Source organism: Chitinilyticum aquatile DSM 21506 (assembly GCF_000430805.1).
Lineage (GTDB): Bacteria > Pseudomonadota > Gammaproteobacteria > Burkholderiales > Chitinibacteraceae > Chitinilyticum > Chitinilyticum aquatile.
Window position 1 is genome coordinate 125,140 of record NZ_AUMS01000001.1, and the last position, 21,892, is coordinate 147,031.

Annotated in this window: 18 protein-coding genes; 10 read left to right on the plus strand and 8 right to left on the minus strand. The window is 61.0% G+C overall.

The genetic code is table 11. The features are described from left to right. Positions 1–13 precede the first annotated feature (13 nt). Positions 14–1,408 (plus strand): cysteine--tRNA ligase, encoded by a 1,395-nt coding sequence (gene cysS / locus H559_RS0100615; RefSeq protein ID WP_028451075.1) that lies wholly within the window; start codon positions 14–16, stop codon positions 1,406–1,408. 121 nt (positions 1,409–1,529) lie between these two features. Here the strand turns inward: cysS and H559_RS0100620 are convergent, their stop codons facing one another. The 7 genes from H559_RS0100620 to tsaB form a co-directional block, all read right to left on the minus strand. Further along, positions 1,530–2,762: a phosphoglycerate kinase gene (locus H559_RS0100620; RefSeq protein WP_028451076.1), complete on the minus strand. Its 1,233-nt coding sequence runs from the start codon at positions 2,760–2,762 to the stop codon at positions 1,530–1,532. A gap of 216 nt (positions 2,763–2,978) precedes the next feature. Then, on the minus strand, positions 2,979–5,204 hold the full coding sequence (locus H559_RS0100625; protein WP_051278779.1) for a two-component system response regulator: 2,226 nt from the start codon (positions 5,202–5,204) through the stop codon (positions 2,979–2,981). Between the two features lies 1 nt (position 5,205). Next, positions 5,206–7,701: a PAS domain-containing sensor histidine kinase gene (locus H559_RS21200; protein ID WP_051278780.1), complete on the minus strand. Its 2,496-nt coding sequence runs from the start codon at positions 7,699–7,701 to the stop codon at positions 5,206–5,208. Between the two features lie 9 nt (positions 7,702–7,710). After that, on the minus strand, positions 7,711–8,928 hold the full coding sequence (locus H559_RS18235; RefSeq protein ID WP_051278781.1) for an EAL and HDOD domain-containing protein: 1,218 nt from the start codon (positions 8,926–8,928) through the stop codon (positions 7,711–7,713). Positions 8,929–8,989: 61 nt separating this feature from the next. Beyond that, positions 8,990–9,868, minus strand: a complete 879-nt coding sequence (locus H559_RS0100640; protein WP_028451078.1) for a uracil-DNA glycosylase — start codon at positions 9,866–9,868, stop codon at positions 8,990–8,992. After that, positions 9,865–10,320: a ribosomal protein S18-alanine N-acetyltransferase gene (rimI, locus tag H559_RS0100645; RefSeq protein ID WP_028451079.1), complete on the minus strand. Its 456-nt coding sequence runs from the start codon at positions 10,318–10,320 to the stop codon at positions 9,865–9,867. Before rimI ends, H559_RS0100640 begins: the two co-directional genes overlap by 4 nt. Before the next feature lie 4 nt (positions 10,321–10,324). Next, positions 10,325–10,999 (minus strand): tRNA (adenosine(37)-N6)-threonylcarbamoyltransferase complex dimerization subunit type 1 TsaB, encoded by a 675-nt coding sequence (gene tsaB / locus H559_RS0100650; protein WP_028451080.1) that lies wholly within the window; start codon positions 10,997–10,999, stop codon positions 10,325–10,327. Positions 11,000–11,113: 114 nt separating this feature from the next. On the opposite strand from tsaB, the gene H559_RS0100655 reads away from it, so the two are divergent. The 7 genes from H559_RS0100655 (at position 11,114) to H559_RS0100685 (ending at position 17,221) form a co-directional block, all read left to right on the plus strand. Continuing rightward, the gene (locus H559_RS0100655; protein ID WP_028451081.1) at positions 11,114–12,100 is read left to right on the plus strand and encodes a hypothetical protein; all 987 of its coding nucleotides are present in this window, start codon (positions 11,114–11,116) and stop codon (positions 12,098–12,100) included. Beyond that, the gene (recJ, locus tag H559_RS0100660; protein ID WP_051278782.1) at positions 12,097–13,791 is read left to right on the plus strand and encodes a single-stranded-DNA-specific exonuclease RecJ; all 1,695 of its coding nucleotides are present in this window, start codon (positions 12,097–12,099) and stop codon (positions 13,789–13,791) included. Before H559_RS0100655 ends, recJ begins: the two co-directional genes overlap by 4 nt. 77 nt (positions 13,792–13,868) lie before the next feature. Then, positions 13,869–14,231: a gamma-glutamylcyclotransferase family protein gene (locus H559_RS18240; RefSeq protein ID WP_034639229.1), complete on the plus strand. Its 363-nt coding sequence runs from the start codon at positions 13,869–13,871 to the stop codon at positions 14,229–14,231. A 66-nt stretch (positions 14,232–14,297) separates the two neighbouring features. Then, a complete protein-coding gene (locus tag H559_RS0100670) occupies positions 14,298–14,882 on the plus strand; it encodes a TetR/AcrR family transcriptional regulator (RefSeq protein WP_034639230.1) in 585 nt (194 codons plus the stop codon). Positions 14,883–15,016: 134 nt separating this feature from the next. Further along, a complete protein-coding gene (locus tag H559_RS0100675) occupies positions 15,017–15,757 on the plus strand; it encodes an NADPH-dependent oxidoreductase (RefSeq protein ID WP_028451084.1) in 741 nt (246 codons plus the stop codon). Positions 15,758–15,965: 208 nt separating this feature from the next. Then, on the plus strand, positions 15,966–16,553 hold the full coding sequence (locus H559_RS0100680; protein ID WP_081412798.1) for a GNAT family N-acetyltransferase: 588 nt from the start codon (positions 15,966–15,968) through the stop codon (positions 16,551–16,553). 68 nt (positions 16,554–16,621) lie between these two features. Further along, positions 16,622–17,221 carry a histidine phosphatase family protein gene (locus H559_RS0100685; RefSeq protein WP_028451086.1) on the plus strand — a complete coding sequence of 200 codons (600 nt, stop codon included), beginning with the start codon at positions 16,622–16,624 and terminating at the stop codon, positions 17,219–17,221. Between the two features lie 78 nt (positions 17,222–17,299). Here H559_RS0100685 and ettA read toward each other — a convergent pair whose 3' ends face one another. Next, complete coding sequence (gene ettA / locus H559_RS0100690) at positions 17,300–18,967, minus strand: energy-dependent translational throttle protein EttA (RefSeq protein WP_028451087.1); 1,668 nt, start codon at positions 18,965–18,967, stop codon at positions 17,300–17,302. A gap of 63 nt (positions 18,968–19,030) precedes the next feature. Here ettA and H559_RS0100695 point away from each other — a divergent pair, with 63 nt between their 5' ends. Next, a complete protein-coding gene (locus tag H559_RS0100695; protein WP_028451088.1) occupies positions 19,031–19,288 on the plus strand; it encodes a Rho-binding antiterminator in 258 nt (85 codons plus the stop codon). Between the two features lie 248 nt (positions 19,289–19,536). After that, entirely contained in the window at positions 19,537–21,777 is a 2,241-nt protein-coding gene (locus H559_RS0100700; protein ID WP_162143278.1) for a glycosyl hydrolase family 18 protein, read from the plus strand. The last annotated feature ends 115 nt before the right edge of the window (positions 21,778–21,892 follow it).

Consider the following 21,892-nt stretch of genomic DNA (forward strand, 5'->3'; position numbering starts at 1 on the left):
CGGACTGCCACTCATGCTGTCGCTCTACAACACCCTTAGCCGCCAGAAAGAAGTCTTCAAGCCGATTACCCCCGGACACGTGAACATGTACGTGTGCGGCATGACGGTGTACGACTACTGTCACATCGGGCATGCGCGCATGGTGGTGGTGTTCGACATGGTGGCGCGCTGGCTGCGCAGTTCGGGCTACCACGTGAACTACGTGCGCAACATCACGGACATCGACGACAAGATCATCAAGCGGGCCGTGGAAAACGGCGAGCCCATCCAGAACCTGACCGAGCGCTTCATTGCGGCGATGAACGAGGATTTTGCCGCACTCGGCGTCATCCGTCCCGATCATGAGCCCAAAGCGACCGAGCATGTTGGTGGCATGCAGGCCATTATTGGCAAACTGTTTGACAAGGGCATCGCCTACAGCGCGCCGAATGGCGACGTGTATTACTCCGTGAAGGATTTCGATGGCTACGGCAAGCTCTCGCGCAAGGATTTCGACGAGCAGCGCGCGGGCGAGCGGGTAGAAGTCGATCCCAACAAGCGTGACCCGCGTGATTTCGTGCTGTGGAAGGCCGCAAAGGCCGATGAGCCGGCTGAGGTGAAATGGGATTCGCCCTGGGGCAAGGGGCGTCCGGGCTGGCATATCGAATGTTCGGCAATGAGCTGCCACCATCTGGGCGAGCATTTCGACATTCACGGTGGTGGCGAGGATCTGCAATTCCCGCACCATGAAAATGAAATCGCGCAAAGCGAAGGTGCGCACGGCCACCAGTATGTGAATTACTGGCTGCACAACGGGTTCATCAACGTCGACAACGAGAAGATGTCGAAGAGCCTGGGCAACTTCTTCATCATTCGTGACGTGCTGGCGAAATTCGATGCCGAAGTGCTGCGCTTCTTCATCCTGCGCGCACATTACCGCAGCCCGCTGAACTACAGCGACGTGCACCTGACTGACGCCAAGAATGCACTGACACGACTCTACACCACGCTGAATACCGTCGCGCCGGCGGATGTGGTCATCGATTGGGCCGAACCGCATGCTGCACGCTTCAAGGCCGCGATGGATGATGATTTTGCCACTTCGGATGCGATGGCCGTGCTGTTCGATCTGGCCAGCGAGGCCAATCGCCACGCTGGTACCGAGCAGGGCGCACAACTGGCGGGTGAACTGAAGGCACTGGCCGGGATCCTTGGTTTGCTGCAGCGCGATCCGCAAGCCTTCCTGCAGGGCGGTGCTGGCGGAGAAGGCGAATGGACCGCCGAGCGTATCGAGGCCGCGATTGTCGCGCGCCGCGACGCGCGGGCGGCGAAGAACTGGACTGAGGGCGACCGTATCCGTGACGAGCTGGCCGCGGCCGGCATTGTGCTGGAAGACAAGGCGGGCGTAACCAGCTGGCGTCGTTCCTGAGTAGAGAATCCAGGGTATGTACTTGTAGCCTTTTGATTTGAAGGGCTGTAAGCCCATACCTGATGGTGTAAAGAAAAAGCCCCGCAGTGCGGGGCTTTTTCTTGCAGCAGATAATACTGGCTTACTTGTCGCTCAGTGCTTCCACGCCCGGCAGTGCCTTGCCTTCGAGGAATTCCAGCGATGCACCACCGCCGGTGGACACGTGCGAGACCTTGTCTTCCAGGCCGGCCTTTTCCACGGCGGCAACCGAATCACCGCCGCCAACAACGGTGATGGCGCCGGCTGCAGTGGCTTCAACCAGCGCGTGAGCGATGGCGAAGGTACCTTCGGCCGAAGCGTCGATTTCGAAGACGCCCATCGGGCCATTCCAGAGCACGGTTTTGGCCGACTTGATGATTTCGGCGTAGCGGGCACGGCTGGCGGCACCGATATCGACGCCTTCCTGGTCTGCCGGAATGGCGGTCGAGGCAACCTGCACCAGACCATCGAGCGTGCGGGCATCGAAATCCAGCTTTTTGGTGACCATGGTGTCGGACGGCAGTTCCAGCTTGTCGCCGGCCTTGGCCATCAGTTCGCGGGCCAGATCAACCTTGTCGTTTTCGCACAGCGAGCGGCCGATTTCATGGCCCTGTGCCTTCAGGAAGGTGAATGCCATGCCGCCACCGATCAGCAGCTTGTCGACCTTGGGCAGCAGCGCTTCAATGACGTCAATTTTGCCGGAAATCTTGGAGCCGCCGATGATGGCAACCAGCGGGCGAACCGGCTTGTTTACCGCGTCGCCGAGGAAGTCGAGTTCTTTCTTCAGCAGATGGCCCGATGCGCGCGGCAGATCAACGCCGACCATCGAGGAGTGGGCGCGGTGGGCAGTGCCGAAAGCATCATTGACGAATACGTCGCCCAGTTTGGTGAGGCTGGCGCGGAATTCAGCCACCTTGGCCGGATCGGCCTTCACGCTGTTGCCATCGGCATCCTTGGCCTTGCCTTCTTCTTCGATATGGAAGCGCACGTTTTCCAGCAGGACGACGGTGCCGGCTGCAAGCGTCGCGCAGGCTGCTTCGACTTCGCTACCTACGCAGTCATTCAGGAAAGTAACCGGCTTGCCCAGCAGCTCGGACAGGCGGGTGGCGACCGGAGCCAGGCTGTATTTCTCGACCTTTTGGCCATTCGGGCGGCCCAGGTGGGACATCAGAACAACGGAAGCGCCCTTGTCGAGTGCGTAACGGATGGTCGGCAGAGCCGCGCGGATGCGCTTGTCGCTTTCAACAACGCCATTTTTTACCGGCACGTTGAAGTCAACGCGCATCAGAACACGTTTGCCTGCGAGGTCGAGGTCTTCAATGAACAGCTTGGTCATGCAACAGCTCCCGAATGGACGAGGGTAAATAAAGCGGCATTGTAGCGCGGATGTGTAGCCATCTATAGCAGACATGGCCGGGAAAGCCGGAAAAAAGCGGTTTCAGTGATGTGGCGCAAATCCCCGCCCGCAGCGGTTCGTGCTCTGCTGTTGCAGGGGGGGCTCCTGACCGCAGCTGGTGTGCCGGTTCGCCTTTGGCAAACCGGCACGAAAGCGTCAACGTGCCGGATTGTTGCGTTGCTGCAGCCATTCGCGGAAGGCGGGCAGTGGCATTGGTTTGGCGTAGAGATAGCCTTGCGCTTCGTCGCAGCCCAATCCGCGCAGGAAACCGGCCTGCTCGGTGGTTTCCACGCCTTCGGCAATGGTGGTCAGGCCCAGTTTGGCTGCCAGTGCGACAATCGTTTCGGCATACATGCCGCCGCGGCCATCGGCAATTTCGCGTACAAAGCTCTGGTCGATCTTGAGGCAGTTGATCGGCAGGGCGCGCAACTGCCCCAGCGAGGAAAAGCCGGTGCCAAAATCATCGATCGAAATGCGCACGCCGAGTTCTTTCAGCGCACCCAGTGCCGAAATGACCACCTTGGGCTCGTCCATGGCGATGCTCTCAGTAATTTCAAGCTCAAGTGCAGTGGGGGGCAGGCGGTGCGAGCCGAGAATGTCGGCAATGCGGTCGATCAGCAGGCGGTTGCGGAATTGCGGCATGCTCACATTGACGGCAACGCGCTGCGGCGCACCGTTCAGATCCTGCAGACTGCGCCAGGCGTCAGCAGCTTCGGCAAGTACCCATTCGCCGATCTCGACAATCAGTCCCGAGTATTCGGCCAGCGGGATGAAGACGGATGGCGGCTGGATGAAACCGCTTTCGCCTGGCCAGCGCAGCAGTGCTTCCATACCGACGATGCGGTTGCTTCCCAGATCGATCTGGGGCTGATACCAGACCTGAAGTTTCTTGAGCTGGAAATCATGACGCAGGTGACGGATGACTTCCAGGCGCCAGCGCGTGTTGTCTTCCATGTCGGCCATGAAGTATTCATGATTTTCGTGGTAGTGCTTCTTGGCGCGATTGAGCGCGATATTGGCGCGCTTGAGCAGCGTGAAGCCCGACTCGCCACCTTCGAGCATGCGGCAGTAGCCACTGGTGATGCTGACGGGCAGATGATGTTCGCCCACGGCAAAAGGCTGCGAGAAAATCCGTTCCAGATTGGCCGGGTTGAGCAGGGCTTCCGGGCCCAGCAGGCCGAAAATGTCGGCGCCGGCGCGCGCGAGCCGGCAGCTGCTGCCGAGGTGCTCTTCCAGCCGGTCGGCGACGGCTACAAGCAGTGCATTGCCGACATCGTGGCCCAGCCCGTCATTGACGTCGGCGAAATGGTCCAGATCAACAAGGCAGACCACTTCGCCGGGCCGGTTTTCGCGTGAAGCGATGTCGAGCCAGAGAATGAAGCAGCTGCGATTGGCAAGCCGGGTGAGCGCGTCGTGATAGGCCACATAGTTCAGCATTTCGACCTGCTTTACATTGCCAAAGCAGGCGCTGATGTTGGCGGCGAACACTTCGACCAGCTGGCGGTCCTGTTCGCTCAGTGCGCTGCCGGTGTGCAGGTAGACAGCTGCTTCTTGGTTGCCGCCGCGCAGGAACAGCGTGGTTGTTTCCGCCTCGAAGAGATGGGCCTGCTGCGTCATGCAACGGCAGATGGCGTCTTCGATTTGCGGTTCGTGCAGTGCTTCCACAGGAGAGGTGATCAGATGGGCCAAGCGGCCTGCCGCGCCGACAATGTAGAGCCGGTCATCCTCGTTATTGAGCGGGGAGCCTCGCTGCGCGCAGACGATGCCGTCCAGTGGCAGCTTCAGCAGTGAAGTCATCTGGGTGAGAACGCCTTCGGCGAACTGGGTCAGCGCATGCTTTTCCATCAGGTCGGCTACTGCATTGACAATCAGTTCAAGGCCACGGCGGTTTTCGGCGATGGTGCGTATCTGGTCATAGGAGCGCAGCGCCGAGGTAATGGCTGTGATCAGCCGGGTGCGTGTCAGCTCGGACTTGGTGCGGTAATCATTGATGTCGTATTCGTTGAATACGGCGATTTCCGGTGCATAGCCCGGCTGGCCCGTACGCAGAATGATGCGGCATTCGGTCATGCCATACTGCTTGCGGATGTCGCCTACCAGCTCCAGGCCGGCCTGGCCGCTTTCCATGACGACGTCCAGCAGGATGACGGCGAAATGGCGCTGTGTTTCGAGCAGTGCGCGCGCCTCGGCCGCCGAGGAGGCATGGGTCAGTTCCAGCTTGCGATGCTGGATGGTAATGCCGTGCAGGGCAAGCCGTGTCGCAGCATGGACGGCTTCATCATCATCGACCACGAGAATCGGCCATGCCTGAATGTCTGTTTCGGCAACATGCTCGTCTTCTTCCAGCCATTCCAGCACTTCATCCTGATGCGGCTCTGTCATTTCATGCATTCCTTGTTGCGGCAGGTGCCGTGATCGGTATTTCAAGCAGGAAGCGGGTGCCATTTTCCGCGCTGCTTTCAAGTACCAGAGTGCCCCCCAGTACATTTTCGGTCAGGTTTTTAACTATGTATAGACCAAGTCCGCTGCCGCCTTCGGCCAGCTTGGTTGTGAAGAAGGCGGCGAAGACATCCTGCTGCAGCTCTGGCGGAATGCCGCAGCCATTGTCGTGATAGGACAGAAGGACACGCTCATCATCACTGAAGCTGGCTGTGATCGTCATTCTGCCGGCTTGTCCGGCGGGAAAGGCGTGCCGGATGCTGTTCTGGATGAGATTTGTAAGAATCTGCTCCAGTGCACCGGGATAACTGTCGAACAGCATGCCGGCAGGAATGGCGACATCCACGCTGTGCGGCTGATGTTTCAATAATGGCGAGAGTGTCGTCAGTACCTCGGTGACGGTCTGCGCGAGGTCAAACTGGCGGCGTCGGTCGCTGGTGGTGTCGCTGGCTACAATCTTGAAATGTGAGATCAACTCGCTGGCGCGTCGAGCGTTGCGCTCGATCAGTTCGGCCGCCTCGACGCTGAAGGCCATGAAGCCCTGCAAGGAAGATTTGCGCAAGGTGCCGGCTGTCTGTTCGCGATCCAGCTCCTGCACGCTGTCGCGCAAGGTGGTCGCAACGGTCAGTGTATTGCCCAGTGGAGTGTTCAGCTCATGGGCCAGTCCGGCAACCAGTCCGCCCAGTGAGGCCAGTTTTTCCGAATGCATCAGTGTTTTCAGTGCCTGCTCGAGCTCGAGGTTGGCGCTGTGCAGCTCATCGCGACTCGCCGAAACTTCATGCTGCAGGCCCTGCTGGATGGCGCGCAGCTCGTCTTCGATCTTCTTGCGGTCGTCGATGTCGACATCCATGCAGACGTAGACTTCTTCCCCGAGATAATTGCCGACCGGAAACACGGTACTCAGCATCCAGCGCTTGTTGCCATTTTTGGTGCGCAGGTGCACTTCAACGGGGGCACAGGCGGTTTTTCTGCTGGCAATCAGTGCTAGTTGCGTCAGGAAATCGAGCATTTCCCGGCCAGTGATCAGTAGCTCGTCGATGCGGTGGCCGACGGCCTCATCGGAACTCCAGCCGAAGAGCAGTTCGCTTGCGCGATTCCAGAACACGATGCGGCCATCGATGGTGTAGCCCTGGATTGCGATATTGGGCGTCTGGTCAATGATGGCGTGCAGGATGGCTTCGCTTTCCTGCAGCGTATGCTGCGCCAGCTTGCGGGCAGTAATGTCGAATACGATGCCATCAATCAGAATGGCGCCGGAAGGGTGTTCGCGCGCCTGTGCACACTCGAGCACCCAGATCCACTGGTCGCGTCCGGATTTCAGCCGGTATTCGATTTCATATGTGCCCTCACGCCGCTGGTGCTGCTGCACGAGAGCCTGAACACGCTCACGATCCTGCGGGTGAATCAGATCCATGTACTGCCTGTTTCCCGAAGGCAGGAAATCCCGCTCGCCATAGCCGGTCAGCATGCTGATGCCGGGACTGGCCAGCAGGAGCTGATGGCCGCTTTCCATCGGCTTGCTGCGAAAGACGACGCCGGGAATTTGCTCGACGAGCAGGCGGTAATTGCGCTCGCTGTCAGCAAGTTCGTCGGTCAGATTCTGCAGATCCGCATTCTGGCGGCGGCTGAGGTAGAGCGCATTGAGTGCGAACCAAGCGGAGAGAAATGCCAGCAGAGAAAAGGTCACGCCTCCGATCAGGATGATGAAGGCCAGGCGATTGCCGGCGCTGTTGTTCTGTGGTGGCGGCGAATCCCAGTAAAGCTGCCAGTGGCCTGCACTGTCGAGTTTTTCCTGCAGCAGGATCTGAGCGCTGCTTTCCGGATCGCCACGCACGAAACGCAGTGATTGCTCCTTGCCGGTTTCGACTGCCAGCCGTGGTTTGAGTGCCGCCTGTGGCGTTTCACCCAGTGCGCGAGCCAGCTGCTGGCTATCGACCCGGCTGATCAGGACGGCGTCATCCTGCACGGGGATGATCCGGTAAATCGCGTGTGGGTCCACCAGATCCTGCCCCCAGAGGGTCAATCCTCCGGCAAGGCTGTGGGCGATGGTTTTTTGCAGGCTGCTGGCAAGTGGCTTGTCCGTGCTCAATATCCCATTGGGGTATTGGCTGGCAACGATTGAGAACGGTGCTTTTGCGGTCGATACGTATGCATATCGAAAATCAGCGCTGGTGCTGGCCGACGGAGAAGACAGACAGCTGGCAGGCTTGGCCGGAGGGCTGCATTGGCCAAGCAGCTGCTGTTCCAGCATGAGCTGGCGGTTGAGCCACTGTTTGAATGCGTTGCTGCGGGCAACGGCTTCATTGCGGTACTGCTCGGTTTCCACCGTGCTGGCCTGCGTCACGATGGCCCGGTAGGCCTGATGGCTGGCAAACAGCGCCAGCAGTGTGACGAAGGTCAGAATGCCTTTGGCAGCGGATAATGGCAGTCGGCTGATCATTGTCCTGGCTCAGGGGGCACTGACTTCATTAAGTAGCTGATCGGTCCAGTTCATGGCATCCAGCAGCAGGCCGGCAGCGTCGCCGCTGATGCTGTTTCCGCTCGGGGTGCTGGATTCCATGGTTTCAATTTCGCCGAGCAGCTCGCCAAGTACTCCGCGGCCATGCAGCAATGCGGCATGCACATCGTCCTGCAGCTGCAGCGGGGTCAGCAGACTTTCCTTGGGCTGGTGATAGAGTGCTTCAAGCAATGACAGCAGGCCAACCATGAAGCCCTGTTCGGAGAGTGAGCGATTGCCCGGATGACGGGATTTCACCAGCAGTTCCATCAGGCGGGCGCGACAAACCGCGAGGTTGATCAGCGGATCCTGTTTTGGCAATCCCTGTTCCTGGCGGGTGAACAGTAGCAGTTGTACCCAGCGCATCAGCTGACGGCGGCCGAGAATGGCAATCGCGCGCTCGATGCTGTCGATGTGGCATGGGGCCCCGCAGGCAACGGAATTGACAAGCTTCAGCAGGGTGAAGCTGAGTTGTGGCGAGGGCTTGAAAGCCTGGACAAGTTCGCTGACGGGAGCATCGCGGTTCAGCATGCCGAGCAGCTGGAGGAGTGCCCAGTTGGGCGGATTGGAGTTACTGCGGCTCAGGATGGTCGGGCGGGCGAAAAAATAACCCTGGAAGAGGTCAAAACCGAGCTGATGACAGAACTCATACTCTTCCTGCGAATCGATTTTCTCGGCCAGCAATTTGACGCCGAAGGGACGGAACGCGGCAACGGCTGCCTCAATCTGTTCCCTGCTGCAAGCGGGCAGGTCGATCTTGATGTAGCTGATGCAGGGCAGGATCGGCCGGTGGGCTTCGTCCAGCTGCAGCACATCGTCAAGAGCAAGTGTGAAGCCCTTGCCGGCCAGCTCGAGGCAGCGTGCGACAACGGCAGGTGTCAGCTCTACCGTTTCCAGGATTTCCAGTACGACGGCATTGGCTGGCAGCAATTCGATGGTGTCGGACAGCAGCAGATCGGCGCTGACATTGATGAAACCGACATGGTTGTCCAGTACATGGGTCAGCCCGAATTCGCTGAATGCATTGCGGATGACGTGCGAGGTGGCGGCAAAATCATCGACGACATCGGCGCGGTTGGCGTGGCTGTTACGGAATAGCAGCTCGTAGGCGAAGAGTTCACCCTGGCGGTTGATGATGGGCTGGCGGCCGATGTGCAGAGTGCTCGACATTGCAGGGAATCGCTGTTGGTTTTCCTTACTTTAGACGATGCCGGCCCATCATGGCGCAGCGTCAGGACTTTTCCCGCAAAATGTTTTGCAGGGTGTCCCGCAGAAGCAGCAGGTCGGACCAGCTTTTCGACTTGTCGGGCAGATTGCGCAGCAGATAGGCCGGGTGGTAGCTCACGATGACCGGGATGCCCTGCCATTCGTGGACCTTGCCGCGCAGGGCGGAAACCGGGGCGTCGCTTTTCAGCAGGTGCTGGATGGCAAAACGGCCGACGGCGAAAATGACCTTCGGCTGCAGCAGCGCGAGCTGGCGGTCAAGGTAGGGACTGCAGCGCAACACTTCATCAACCGCCGGGTTGCGGTTGGCCGGCGGGTGGCATTTCAGCACGTTGGCAATGAACACCTGATCCTTGCGGCTCAGGCTCACTGCGCGCAGCATACTGTCGAGCAACTGCCCCGCCGCGCCCACAAAGGGCTCGCCCTGCCGATCTTCTTCCGCCCCCGGGGCTTCGCCGACCACCAGCACGTCCGGTTGCCGCACGCCGGTCCCGAATACGGTCTGCTGGCGCTGGCTGCACAGGCCGCAGGCCGTGCACTGGCGTACGTCGTCCTGCAGCGCATCCCAGTCCAGCTTGGCAATGCGCTGACTGCGTTCATCCTGCTCCGGTTCGATGGTTGCGCTGCGGCCTGCATCGCGAGCCTGTTGCGCGCCCGGGTGTGCGCTGCGGGTAACCTGTTCCAGCAGCTTCTGCGCGGTACGTGCGACCGGCGACGGCGCATGCTGGCCCGCAGGGACAGGTGTTTCTGCCGGAGTCGCTGCCGCCGTTGTCTCCGGAGCCGTGATTTCCGGCTCGGCTGCGACAGCCATGCTGGCGAGAACGGCGCGGCGAACCCAGAAGGGGCCAAGGTCGAGGGCGGCGAGCTTGTCGGTGCGCAGGCTCATGCTGTAGCGGCTCCATTGCTGATACAGTCAAGGGTATAGATTGCTGCATCTTCTCGGCCATTGGCTGCAGGGTAATACCCCTTGCGAAGGCCGTTCTGGATGAAGCCGCATCCTTCATAGAGGCGGCGTGCGGCTACATTTCCTGTCCGTACTTCCAGAAAAAGGCGTTCGATGTTGTCGGCGGCAAGGCGTTGCTGAAGCTCATCAAGCAAGCGACGGGCAATGCCCCGGCGCTGGTATTCGGGGCTGACGGCGATGAGCAGCAGCTCGGCCTCGTCCGGCAGCAGCAGGACGACGCAGAAACCTTGCAGCTCGTCCTGCTCGAACCAGCCCAGGCAAAGGTGTCCGGCCAGCGACGAAGCCCAACTGGCGGCACTCCACGGGTGCGGGTTGGTTGCCTCATCAAGGGCGAGCAGGGCGGGCAGGTGAGCCGGTGTCAGTGTCTGCAGCATTGCTTTAGCCGCGCTCGCTGGTTTTTAGCGCCACTTTGTCACGCAGGTAAACCAGCTGTGCCTCGGCGGCAGGCAAGCCCTTGCCTGCGGCGAAGCGTGGCAGGGCGAGTGCCAGCATGCTGCCGGCGGTGGCAGCCAGTGTGGCATCGCTGCCGTTCAGATGCGGCGCCAGCCGTGCGGCAAGGGCGTCGGGAAAAACGCGGAAACCGCTGCCGCAGCCGAACCAGTCATCGCTGTCAGGCAACGGCACGTCTTCGGGGTTGCAGACCACCGGCGCGCAGTGTTCCTGCCAGCCGGATTCAGTTCTGACGTACGCCGCAGCGTAAACCTGATTCATTCGCGCATCCAGGCAGCAATAGACGCGATCATGGCCACTGGCTTCTGCCAGCGCTTCCAGCGTCGAGATGCCCTGCACCGGCAGGTCGCGACTGAACGCCAGCCCCTGCGCGATACCGCAGCCGATGCGCAGACCCGTGAATGAGCCGGGGCCGGCGGCAAACACGATGCCGGCAAGCTGGTCGAGCGTAACGCCGCATTCATTGAGCAGCTCGGCCACGCAGGGCAGCGTCAGTTCGGCGTGCTTCTGGCCCACGTGCCAGTCGCGCACCCGGATGCCGCTGTCAGTTGCCAGCGCGAGCGAGAGATGGTCGGTGGACGTGTCGAGGGCGAGGTAGGGCATGCGCGGCTGCTGTCTGAATGGAAGCCGCCAGTTTAGCACGCCAGCCTCGCTTGCCGCAGGGCTGGCGGAGCCCGGGGAAGAAGGGGTGTGTTGGCTTCGTGATAAGATTGCGGCATGGATATTACCGTGACTCTTTTTGGCTGGCGCTGGTCCGATCCCGCTGTCAATGCGGCCGCCCTGCGTGAACTGAATCTGCCGGCACTGGCCTGGCTCTGGGGGCGTGGCCGTGCTGAGGCGATTCCTGTTGCAGCGTATGACGGCTGGCTGGCCAGCTGTGCCGGTGTTGACAGGCTGCCCGAGGCGCCGTTGCTGCTGGCTGCTGCTGGCATCGAGCCGGCTGCCGGCTGCTGGCTGCGCTGTGATCCGGTGACGCTGGAGCTGCATAACGACCAGCTGGTATTGCAGGAGCTGGCCCCGAACGCGATTTCGGCGGCGGAAAGTGCCGCACTGCTGGCCGCACTGCAAAATCATTTTGCAGCGGACGGCTGGGAATTCTGCGCGCCACAGCCCGGGTGCTGGTTTGTCCGGCTGCCTGTTCCACCGCAGGTGAGCTTTGCCTCCATCAATGCCGTGCGCGGCCGGGCGGTCAATGCGGCGATGCCGGAGGGACCGGACGCGCTGCATTGGCACAGCCTGCTCAATGAAATCCAGATGGTGCTCTATAACCACCCGGTCAACGATGCCCGATCCGCCGCCGGCCTGCCGCTGGTCAGTGGCGTGTGGTTCTCGGGGCAGGGTGATTGGCCGCTGGCTACGCCCTTGACTGCTGTTGCACCGGAAGTCCATGGCAATGACGTGCTGCTGCAGGCCGTGCAGCACCATGCAGAAGCGCGTTGCGTGCCCGTACCTGCCGTGTATCAGCCCGGTATCCGCCATCTTGTGCTGCAGGATGCGCTGATGCCGCTGCAGGGCAATGATCCGGTGGGCTGGTTTGCGCACTGGCAGGCGCTGGAAACCGACTGGTTTGCGCCGCTGCTGACCGCGTGGCGGCGCAGGGAATTGCAGCGCATCACGCTGGTTTTCCCCGAGCTGGGCCAGCAGCGCACGCTCACCCAGGCTGGGCGCTGGCAATTCTGGCGTCGCGCGGAGCTGCCGCGATGAGCCGCGCCATTCGCCTGCAGCAACGCACTTGCCCCGATGAACTGTTGAGCCTTCTGCAGCAGCAGGGCATGTCGGCACTGGAAGCGCGCATTTATGCTGCGCGTGGCATTGCCTCGCCGCAAGAGCTGGAGCATGAGGTCAGCCGCCTGCTGCCCTGGCAGCCGCTGAAAAATGCGCGAGCGATGTCCGAGCGGCTGGCCGATGCGATTGCCGCGCGGCAGAAGCTGCTGATTGTCGCCGACTACGACGCCGATGGCGCGACCGCCTGCGCGGTGGGCATGCGCGGGCTTGGCATGCTGGGCGCAGTGGTCGATTTCATCGTCCCCAACCGTTTTGAATATGGCTACGGCCTGACGCCCGAAATCGTCGAGCAGGCGGCGCAGCGCCACCCGGACATCCTGATTACCGTTGATAACGGCATTGCCAGTGTCGCCGGCGTCGCGCGCGCGAAGGCGCTCGGGCTGGAGGTACTGATCACCGATCACCACCTGCCGGGTGATGCCTTGCCCGATGCGCTGATCGTGAACCCCAACCAGGCTGGCTGCGAATTTCCCAGCAAGCATCTGGCCGGTGTCGGCGTGATGTTTTATGTGTTGCTGGCGCTCCGTGCTGTGCTGCGCGAGCGCGGGGTTTTTGCTGACGGGAAAGGGCCGAATCTGGCGAACCTGCTCGATCTGGTCGCGCTGGGTACGGTGGCCGACGTGGTGAAGCTCGACAGCAACAACCGCATCTTGGTCGAGCAGGGTTTGCGGCGCATCCGCGCCGGCCGCTGCGCGCCAGGCATCGAAGCCCTGTGCCGGATCGCCGGGCGCAATCCGGCTCGTGCCGGTTGCTTCGATCTTGGCTTCGCGCTCGGGCCGCGCCTCAATGCCGCTGGCCGGCTTGATGACATGAGTCTCGGCATCGCCTGTCTGCTGGCCGGCAGCATCGACGCCGCTGAGCCACTCGCGCGCGAGCTGGATCGCATGAATCGCACCCGGCGCGAAATCGAGGGCGGCATGCGCGAAGAAGCGGAGCAGATTCTCGAGCGCGTGAATGTCGCCGGCCAGTTCAGCGTGGTGCTTTTCCAGCCCGACTGGCATCAGGGTGTGGTCGGCATCGTTGCCGCGCGCGTCAAGGAGCGCTTCCATCGCCCGACCATCGTGTTTGCGCAGGCCAGCGACACTGAAATCAAGGGCTCGGGTCGCTCGATCCCGGGCTTGCACCTGCGTGATGCGCTTGATCTGGTCAGCAAGCGCCATCCCAATTTGATCCAGCGTTTCGGCGGGCACGCCATGGCGGCGGGCTTGTCACTCAGACCGGCCGATTTTTCGCGCTTTGCCGCCGCCTTCGAAGCAGTGTGTGCCGAGCTGATGGAAGGGCGCTTGCCGGAACAGGTGGTCGATACCGATGGCGAATTGCCGCCGGAAGGTTTCCACTTTGCGCAGGTCGAAAAGCTGGAGCAGCAGGTTTGGGGACAGGGCTTTCCGGCGCCGGTGTTTACCGGCACGTTTTCCGTTGTCGAGCAGCGTCTCGTTGGCGAAAAACACCTTAAACTGAGACTGGCAACACCGTACGGCCAGGTGTTCGATGCCATGCGCTTTTCGCATGCCGAGCCGCTGCCGCCGACCATTTCTGCAGCGTACCGCATCGGCATCAACGAATTCCGTGGCGAACGCAATGTGCAGCTGCAAATTGAGTATTGCATTTAGTGATGGGTATGTGTCTTCAGCCCAATTAATAAAAGGGCTTTATTGGCATATGGCCATGTGTATGAGTGGGGGCTGGGATGATTCATCCGATCACCGTGTTTGTGTACGGCACGCTCAAGCGTGGCGGCTGGAACCACCGCTGGATGGGCAATGCCACGTATCTTGGCGAGGCCGAGACCATCGAGTGGTACACCCTGTATGCCGACGCGGTGCCGCACCTGATTCGAGACGAGGAAAGCTATCCGGTACGCGGCGAGCTGTTTCTGGTGGATTACGCCACACTGCTTGATCTGGACGAGCTGGAAGGTCACCCGGTCGAGTACTGCCGCGATCAGGTGGCGGTACGCGGACCGTCGGGTGAAGAGTTGCTGGCCTGGGTCTACTTCGCACGCGCGCCGCATGGCACGCGGCAGCGGCAAGGCGTTTTCCATCTTGACTGAGCCATGCTGCGGCATGGGCATTATTTGGCTTGCCAACTAGACGACTGGTCTAATATGATGTCGGCCATGACACGCGCAAACACCGACACCCGCGAGCATCTGCTGGCAACGGCAACTGGCATCATTCTTGGCAAAGGCTTTGCCGCCGTCGGGCTGGCCGAAATCCTTGCCGCCGCCGGCGTGCCCAAGGGCTCCTTCTATCACTACTTCCGTTCCAAGGAAGGGTTTGGTGTCGAACTGCTGCAGCGTTACTTCGCGCTCTATGACGAGCGGCTGGCAGCCATGCTGGCACCGGAGAACGGCCCGGCGCGCGACTGTCTGCTGGCGTATTTTTCCGGCTGGCAGCAATGCAGCGCAGAGGACGGCAGGGTGCCCGGCTGTCTGGTGGTCAAGCTGGCGGGAGAGGTCGCCGATTTGTCAGAGCCGATGCGTGCGGCACTGGCGAGTGGCACCGCCCGCATTGTTGCCCGTCTGACCGACTGCCTGCAGCGCGGGCAGCAGGAAGGCAGCATCGCTGCCGGACGGGATGTGGCCCAGCTTGCCAGCGGGCTCTACAGCCTCTGGCTGGGTAGCGCACTGCGCAGCAAGGTGCAGCAGGATGCCGAGTGCCAGCAGCATGCCCATGCACTGACATTGGCCTTGCTGGCTTGAATGGACTGAATTGCAATTGATGCAACTGCCGGCTGTTGTTAAACCGGGCTGGCAGTAAATTGAACTGACTCCGCCATGATCTGGCGGTTTTTCTGGACTAGAAACTAGACGACCGGTCTAATAAAGGAAGACTCATGAATCCCATGCTTGAACTGATGCACCAGCACCGCAGCAGCCGCAGCTATCGCGACACGCCTGTCGCGCCGGAAGTGCTTGATGCCATTCTCGATGCCGCCTACCGCGGGCCGACCTCGATCAACGGCCAGCAGGTGTCGCTGGTCGTGGTACAGGATGCCGCGCGCCGGCAGAAAATTGCCGAGATCGCTGGCGGCCAGCCCTGGATTGCCAAGGCACCGGTCTTCGTGACCGTGGTGGTCGATTTCCAGAAAACCGCGCAGGGACTGGAAAAGGCCGGCGTCGAGCATCTCATCCAGCACAGTGTTGAAGGGTTTGGCGTCGGGGCGGTCGATGCCGGGATCGCCCTGGGTAATCTCATGACTGCAGCCCGGGCAGCGGGCCTCGGCGTGGTACCCATCGGGGGTATTCGCCGTGATCCGCAGGCCATGATCGATCTGCTGCAGCTGCCTCCACTGACCTTCCCGATTGCCGGAGTGGTCATCGGCCATGTCGCAGAGGAAAGCCCGCTCAAACCGCGTCTGCCGCGTGAAAGTTTTGTCCACCACGAAACCTACCGGCAGCAGGTGATCCGCCCGAGCATCGATGCCTACGATGTGACCCTGGCCGATTACTGGCAGGCGATTGGTCGCAGCGATGGGAAAAACTGGTCAGACAACACAGCGCAGTTCTACAGCAAGATCTACTTCCCGAATGTGGCGCCAGTGGCGCGCAAGCAGGGATTTGGCTTCGAGCAATAAGCAGCGCAAGGAAGCTGTGGTGGGGCGGAGAGCCAAGAGGGACGGTCGCCTTCGCTGCCGCCACGGCGGGCAACGGGGGGCGCAGAATAGCCATTTCTGCTTCGCGCATCTCGGCTTTCCCGGTGATCGTGCAAAGCGCAATGGGGGTTAAATCCAGGCAGCAAGCCGGTAGTAGTATGTCTTGCATCCTGACCAGGGGCATGACTGCATGAATATGGCTTGCGCCGAAACGCGCTCTGATGCGTTTACCGTTTTCCCAGAATTGCACACAAGCCGTCTTACGCTGCGGCAAATTGAGCCGGGGGATGCTGGTGCGATTTTAAGCCTGCTCGGCAAACCTGAAGTTCTCCGCTACGACTCCTTCGAGCGCTTCACCACCCTGCAGCAGGCCGATGATTTGATCGCCTGGTTTTCCCAAGCATATCTTCAAAAGAAAGCCATCTTCTGGGGGCTGACACTGCATGGCTGCACCGAGCTGATCGGGTTCTGCAAATGCGAAATCGAGGTTCCCGGGGTTCGCGCCGATCTCGGTTTTGATTTGCAACCGGAATACTGGAATCAGGGCGTGATGAGCGAAGCGCTGTCGGCCATTGTGGCATTTGCCTTTGCGCGACTGGATGTAAACCGCATCGAGGCCGCCGCGGCGACGGCGAACAAGGCATCAATCCGGGTGCTGGAGAAAACGGGCCTGACACAGGAGGGCATACTGCGCCAGCGCAGTTGCCTGGACGGTGTTTGTCACGACATGGCCATGCTCGCCATTTTGCGGGCAGATTGGGCAAACGGCAGAGGGTGAGTGACTTTTTCCCTTGGGCCGGCGTGCAAATCGCTGTAAGCTTACGGATTGTTTCAACGGAGTTTCTCATGTCCCGCACCATTTATCTGCTTCGCCATGGCCAGACCGAGTTCAACGCCGAGCGGCGCATGCAGGGGCAATGCGATTCGCCGCTCACAGAACTGGGCGAGGCACAGGCCAGGGCCATGGGGGCGGCGCTGCGCGAGGAGCTGGGCAATCCGGCCGACTGGCAGGTGCTTGCCAGCCCTCTGGGCCGCGCAATGCAGACGGCCCGACTGGTCTCCGCCGAGCTGGGCTTGCCAGCCCGCCACATCCGTCCCGAGCCACGCCTGATCGAGGTCAGCTTTGGCGAGTGGGAAATGCAGCAGGTTCCCGTTCTGCACGAGCGTTATCCCGAGCTGGCCAGCCTGCCGGACTGGTATTTCAACGCGCCGGGTTGTGAATCCTTTGCCGCCGTGTCGGCACGCATCCGGCACTGGCTCGCCGATGAGAGCCTGCCGCCACGGCTGATTGTCGTCGCCCATGGCCTGCTTGGCCGCATCCTGCGCGGCATCTACGCCGGCATGCATCCGGACCAATTGTGGCAGCAAGACATGCCGCAGGATGCCTTTTTCCGCCTGCAGGGCGGGCAGATCACGCGGATTGAATGCATGGCTGAAATTATCTGACCCACTCAGCTGCATCATTTCGGGCTGCACAAAAAAACCGGAAGGCAACGCCTTCCGGTTTTTTTTGTGTACTGATGCTCAGCGGATGACCGGCTTGTAGCGGATGCGCTTGGGCTTGGCGCCTTCTTCGCCCAGGCGTTTCTTCTTGTCGGCTTCGTATTCCTGATAGTTGCCGTCAAAGAAGGTCCACTGGCTGTCACCTTCGGCCGCGAGGATGTGCGTGGCGATACGATCCAGGAACCAGCGGTCGTGCGAGATCACGAAGACGGTACCGGCGAATTCCAGCAAGGCGTCTTCCAGTGCGCGCAGGGTTTCCACGTCCAGATCGTTGGAGGGCTCATCAAGCAGCAGCACATTGCCGCCTTTCAGCAGCGTCTTGGCCAGATGCAGACGGCCGCGCTCGCCGCCAGACAGCATGCCGACCTTCTTCTGCTGGTCACCACCCTTGAAGTTGAAACGGCCCAGATAGGCGCGGCTGCTCATTTCAAACTTGCCGACGGTAATCAGGTCCAGCCCGCCCGACACATCATCGAAGACAGTCTTTTCGTTTTCGAGGCTGTCGCGGTTCTGGTCGACAAAGGCCATCTGTACGGTCGAGCCGATTTCGACTTCACCGGAGTCGGGCTGCTCCTTGCCGGCGATCATCTTGAACAGCGTTGATTTACCGGCGCCGTTCGGGCCGATGATGCCGACGATCGCGCCGGCCGGTACGTTGAAGCTCAGGTTGTCGATCAGGAGGCGATCGCCAAAGGCCTTGGACACGCCCTTGAATTCGATGACCTTGTCACCCAGACGTTCGGCCACCGGAATGAAGATTTCCTGCGTTTCATTGCGCTTCTGGTGTTCGAAGCTCGACAGTTCTTCAAACTTGGCCAGACGGGCCTTGGATTTGGCCTGACGACCCTTGGGGTTCTGGCGGACCCATTCCAGTTCCTTTTTCAACGCCTTCTGGCGGGCCGATTCGGTGGATTCTTCCTGTTTCAGGCGTTCTTCCTTCTGCTCCAGCCAGCTGGAATAGTTGCCTTTCCACGGAATGCCGTGGCCGCGGTCGAGTTCCAGAATCCATTCGGCGGCGTTGTCGAGGAAGTAGCGATCGTGCGTCACTGCGACGACCGTGCCGGGGAAACGCACGAGGAACTGCTCCAGCCACTCGACAGATTCGGCGTCCAGGTGGTTGGTTGGCTCGTCGAGCAGCAGCATGTCGGGCTTGGAGAGCAGCAGCTTGCACAGTGCCACGCGGCGCTTTTCGCCACCGGAGAGGTTGCCGATGATGGCGTCCCACGGCGGCAGGCGCAGCGCGTCGGCGGCGAGCTCCAGCTGCAGCTCGGTGTTGTCGCCGGCGCCGGTGCTGATGATGGCTTCCAGCTGCGCTTGTTCTTCGGCCAGTGCGTCGAAGTCGGCGCCTTCCTCGGCGTAGGCCGCATAGACTTCTTCGAGGCGCTTTTGCGCGGCCATCACGTCGCCCATGCCGGCTTCGACTTCTTCGCGTACGGTCTTCGCGGGGTCGAGCTTGGGTTCCTGTTCCAGATAGCCGATCTTCACGCCGGCAAGATGCTGGACTTCGCCGTCGTATTCCTTGTCCGCCCCGGCCATGATGCGCAGCACGGTTGATTTGCCTGCGCCGTTGAGGCCCAGGAGGCCGATTTTGGCGCCGGGGAAGAAGGAGAGGGAAATATCCTTGATGATCTGGCGCTTCGGCGGAACAATCTTGCTTACGCGAAGCATGGACATCACATATTGGGCCATGAGGGGCTATGCCTTGATCGAGTTGAAAATCTGACCCCGCGATTCTAGCAAAGGGAGACACCATTGAACGAGCCGTATCAGCCCATCTCCTGCGAGATGCACGATTATTTCGAAATTGCCTGCCTGCACCGGTATGCCTTGCGGGTCGAATTGCGCGATGGCGGTTTGCTGCAGGGCTGGGCCGCCGACGTGTTTAGCCGCGAACACGTCGAGTACCTGCGTCTGCTGACGCATGACGAGCATCTGGAAATCCGGCTTGATGCGATCCGCTGCATCGAGGCGACCAGCCATAGCGCGAGCTTTGGTCGTGTTGAATTCTAGAGCTTTCTAGGGTATGTCCATGTGGCCATTTTAGGTAAATGTTTTCATGGCTATACATCATTAAGTATCTGGCCCGGGCTGGCGGGTATGCCGTGCACAGGATGGCCGCCGGTGTGCACAATGCAACGCGGCATGGATGAAGCTGGACGGGGTGCTGTAAGCAATACACAATAGCCACCAAACGTCGCCCAACAGATGGCGACAAGAGGCTGGCCATGGATGCCGCCCGTTCGAGGATGGAGTTCGCCGTGTTGATTCTGCGTTGGCTGGCCGTGCTGTGCTGGCTTGGCGCGGTGCTGCCTGCCGTGGCGGCGCCGCGCATTGTCGCGTATTACCCGTTCTGGGCCAGTTACAACCGGGGGGTGACCCTTGGCTCCCTGCCGGTCGAAGAACTGACTCATCTGGTATATGCCTATGCGGTGGTGCAGGCCGATGGCCGCATCGCGCCCGGTGATGTGTTCGCTGACACGCTGCGTGTCGAAGCCATGCCGGATGGCGAGAACATCCAGGGCAATTACCGCGTGTTGCGCCAGCTGAAGGAACGCAATCCCGATCTGAAAATCATGCTGTCGATGGGCGGCTGGGATCGTTCCGCCTCGTTCTCCGCCGTCTTTGCCGATCCGGCCTTGCGGCGCAACTGGGTGCAGTCGTTTTTCAGATTGCAGGACGAGTTCGGTTTTGACGGGCTGGAGCTGGACTGGCGCTATCCGGTGGGAGGTGGTGCGGCGAATACACCGGTCAGCCGGATGGACTGGCAATCGTATGCCACCGCGATTTCTGAATTGCGCCAGGCCTGTTCTGCTGCGGGCAGGCAGTGCGAAATCGCCGTCACCATCGGCCCGCTGACTTCGCAACGGCGCAATGCCGATTGGCCTGCCTTGCTGAAAGATGCCGATTTTGCCAGCGTGCTTGCCGCCGATTTTCATGGCAGCTGGAATAACAATACCGGACACAAATCGCCGCTGTATCCGAGCATGCAGGAGCCCGACATGGCCGTGCAGCCGCTGGTGCAAGGCCTGCTGGCCGACGGCGTGCCGCCCGAGAAACTGGTCTTGCAGTTATCGATGCTGGCGAGCGGCTGGGATGGTGTTCCTGGCGTTGCCAACGGACTCGGGCAAGCCAGCAAACAGCCGTCGCGCGGCAGCTGGGACAGGCCGGAAAACCCGCCCAGCGGCCAGCTGGCCTATGCGGACATCAAACCCTGGCTGAACGGCCGCGATGTGATCGTCCAGCGTGACCCGGTGGGGGGCGTGCCTTATCTGTACCGGCCCGCGCTTCAGCAGTTTGTCAGTTATGAAGACGAGCAATCGCTTGCCGCGAAGCTGGATTTTGCGCGCGAGCATCAGCTCGCCGGCGTGGGTTTCTGGGATGTCAGTGCCGATCTGCGCGGGCCCGGTTCGTTGCTGCAGACGGCATACCGCTTCTATTATCCGGGCCGTTACTGGAATGGTGTGCTCGCGCAATCGGCCCGGGTGGGGCTGCCGTGGTTGCTGGGCGGGGTGGCCGGCGTCGCCCTCGTGGTGGCCGCCGGCTGGCTGCTCTGGCGCCGGCGATGCAGCTTGCGTGACGAAGCGGAATTACGCCGCATCAGGCGGCTGCAGCAAGGCCTGCACGCCTTGCCCTGTTCGCTGACGGAAATGCGCCGCACGACAAGCCACCTGCTGGATGAATCTGCCGCAGCGGCGCTGCCTGCAGCGGTGCTGCAGGCAATCGGCCGGATCGATGCCGATGCCGGCAGGCTGGTCTGTGCGCTTGATACGCTGTACCCGGTCATCGGTGATGCGGGCGCCGCAGCGGCTGGCCGCCAGGATATCGAGCACCTGGGCGATTACACGCGGGCATTGAAAGGGCAGCGCAGCCTGGAGGAAATGCTGGAAGTGCTCAGGCGTTTTGCTTTGGCCGATGAGCGGGTGGATGCGGTCAGCATCACCCAGCTTGACGATGTGGCCGATGCGCCTGCATCCGGTTGCCAGCTGGCGGCCGGGCGTGACCACATGCGGATTGCTCATCCCCTTTTGAATGAATATTGCATCGTGCTCTCATTCCGTGGCGCCTTGCCACCCGAGGCTGAAGCGTATTTCTGCCAGCTGGCCGAGCAGATCATTCTGTTGCGCGAGCAGGTGCAGGAGTTGCTGGGGCAGCAGCAGCTGCTATGCGAGCTCTTTGAAATCGCCAGCCGGCGTGATCGCCTGCATTTCGTGCATGCCGAATCCGGTTACAGCGGAATTCACGCGGCCGATCTGCGCGAGCCGCGCTTCATTACGCTGCGTCTGCGCACATTGCGGCAGTATTTCGACGAGACCACTCTGCTGCAGGTGCATCGCTCCTATCTGGTTTCTCCGCGTGCGGTTGTTGCCGCCGTCCGTGTCCGTGGGGGAGTGGCGCTCAGTGTCGGGGGGAAACACATTCCCGTTTCGCGCTCGCAACTGGCCCGCATCCGCCACCGCTATCCAGCATGGTTTGCCGCAGTTGAAGGCCAGCCTGCCTGATCGGCAGGCAGCCATTGGGCCCCGGGTCGGACAGGACCCGGGGTTTTTTTTGCGGAGTTGCACCAGATTTTGTCCTGCGCCACCGAACAGATAGAATCTGCTTTCCGTCGCACCC

Excerpts from the sequence above, each read along its gene's own strand:
- H559_RS0100655 (WP_028451081.1), top strand. The coding sequence starts at position 11,114 with ATGGATATTACCGTGACTCTTTTTGGCTGGCGCTGGTCCGATCCCGCT.
- H559_RS0100625 (WP_051278779.1), bottom strand. The coding sequence starts at position 5,204 with ATGACAGAGCCGCATCAGGATGAAGTGCTGGAATGGCTGGAAGAAGAC.
- H559_RS18240 (WP_034639229.1), top strand. The coding sequence starts at position 13,869 with ATGATTCATCCGATCACCGTGTTTGTGTACGGCACGCTCAAGCGTGGC.
- rimI (WP_028451079.1), bottom strand. The coding sequence starts at position 10,320 with ATGCTGCAGACACTGACACCGGCTCACCTGCCCGCCCTGCTCGCCCTT.
- recJ (WP_051278782.1), top strand. The coding sequence starts at position 12,097 with ATGAGCCGCGCCATTCGCCTGCAGCAACGCACTTGCCCCGATGAACTG.
- H559_RS18235 (WP_051278781.1), bottom strand. The coding sequence starts at position 8,928 with ATGTCGAGCACTCTGCACATCGGCCGCCAGCCCATCATCAACCGCCAG.
- ettA (WP_028451087.1), bottom strand. The coding sequence starts at position 18,967 with ATGGCCCAATATGTGATGTCCATGCTTCGCGTAAGCAAGATTGTTCCG.
- H559_RS0100670 (WP_034639230.1), top strand. The coding sequence starts at position 14,298 with ATGACACGCGCAAACACCGACACCCGCGAGCATCTGCTGGCAACGGCA.
- H559_RS21200 (WP_051278780.1), bottom strand. The coding sequence starts at position 7,701 with ATGATCAGCCGACTGCCATTATCCGCTGCCAAAGGCATTCTGACCTTC.
- H559_RS0100680 (WP_081412798.1), top strand. The coding sequence starts at position 15,966 with ATGAATATGGCTTGCGCCGAAACGCGCTCTGATGCGTTTACCGTTTTC.
- tsaB (WP_028451080.1), bottom strand. The coding sequence starts at position 10,999 with ATGCCCTACCTCGCCCTCGACACGTCCACCGACCATCTCTCGCTCGCG.
- cysS (WP_028451075.1), top strand. The coding sequence starts at position 14 with ATGCTGTCGCTCTACAACACCCTTAGCCGCCAGAAAGAAGTCTTCAAG.
- H559_RS0100675 (WP_028451084.1), top strand. The coding sequence starts at position 15,017 with ATGAATCCCATGCTTGAACTGATGCACCAGCACCGCAGCAGCCGCAGC.
- H559_RS0100685 (WP_028451086.1), top strand. The coding sequence starts at position 16,622 with ATGTCCCGCACCATTTATCTGCTTCGCCATGGCCAGACCGAGTTCAAC.
- H559_RS0100620 (WP_028451076.1), bottom strand. The coding sequence starts at position 2,762 with ATGACCAAGCTGTTCATTGAAGACCTCGACCTCGCAGGCAAACGTGTT.
- H559_RS0100640 (WP_028451078.1), bottom strand. The coding sequence starts at position 9,868 with ATGAGCCTGCGCACCGACAAGCTCGCCGCCCTCGACCTTGGCCCCTTC.